This is a genomic window from Candidatus Halocynthiibacter alkanivorans (genome assembly GCF_003333265.1).
Lineage (GTDB): Bacteria > Pseudomonadota > Alphaproteobacteria > Rhodobacterales > Rhodobacteraceae > Halocyntiibacter_A > Halocyntiibacter_A alkanivorans.
Window position 1 is genome coordinate 1 of the sequence record NZ_QOLB01000025.1, and the last position, 1,061, is coordinate 1,061.

Annotated in this window: 2 protein-coding genes; both read left to right on the top strand. The window is 53.6% G+C overall.

Annotation, left to right across the window (positions count from 1 at the left end):
• Positions 1–232: substrate-binding domain-containing protein (locus DWA01_RS00475; RefSeq protein WP_136057635.1), on the top strand; the 232-nt coding region annotated here is incomplete at its 5' end.
• Positions 233–585: 353 nt separating this feature from the next.
• Positions 586–1,061, top strand: a 476-nt coding sequence (locus tag DWA01_RS00480) for a FadR/GntR family transcriptional regulator (RefSeq protein WP_136057636.1), incomplete at its 3' end; no start/stop codon positions are given.

Sequence of the window (1,061 nt, forward strand, 5' to 3'; positions counted from 1 at the left end):
CTCTGTACCAGCAGACCTGTCGGTGGTCGGGTTTGACAACGTGGAAATGGCAGAGTTTTTTCAACCGCCCCTTACCACGATTCACCAGCACCGCAACCAGTTGGGCGCCGCGGCCGCACGCGAAGTACTGGAGCTTCTGAACCAAAATAAACGCTCCGGAGCGCGGATTGAAACCATCCCGGTTCGTTTTGTGGAACGCGGCAGCACCGCGCCGCGCCCGCCTGCTAAATGAGTTTTCTGACTTCCAAAAAAGGACATGACATTAGATACGGTGCAGTCCTCTAAGGCTCAATCCAGCGCTTCGCCGCAGTGGTCACGAGCAGTCGCATTGGGCCGTTCGTGACTGTGATGGCTGAAGGAAGTGGTTCGATTGCTGCACCCGCGAGATTATCTCGATTTGAAATGCTGCTTCTTGGACAAATTTTTCATTCCCGCGCCCACCGCTACCGAAAAAATGCTCCTTCCAAATCAGTGATGGAATTGGGCCAGGTAATTGAATTGTCAGTTGTCCGACAACTTACTTGCAAAGTTGTCGGACAACTGACATAAGGCAATAGGTACACATTTTCTGATTGGGAATCGCAGGTGTCAAAATTGGTCGACTCGGACGAACGTAGAAAAATTGGCGCGCATCAGGTTGCGGCTGAGTTCCTGACCCCATTGCGGGCAAAAAGTCGCACACAGGAAGTGCTTGAGGCACTGGTAAGGATGATCGATGCGGCGGGGCTTGAAGTTGGTGACCAGTTGCCCGCTGAGACGGCGCTGAGCGAACAGCTTGGTGTTGGGCGGTCAACCATTCGCGAGGCGTTAAACCGATGGGAAGGGCTAGGTCTGGTTAAGCGGCGCCGCGGTTCGGGGACGTTTCTTACTGCAAATATTCGAGCCGCACGCGGACAGATATCTACAGAAACAAAGCTTGAAGCTGAGGGCATGTTGCGAATTATCGACGTGCGCCGAACCCTGGAAGTAGAAGCGGTTTATCGTGCCGCAACAGTCGCGACCGAAACCCAGAAAAAGAAAATCCAGGCAAGCTACGCCAAGCTGAAGAAGCGGGTGGGATC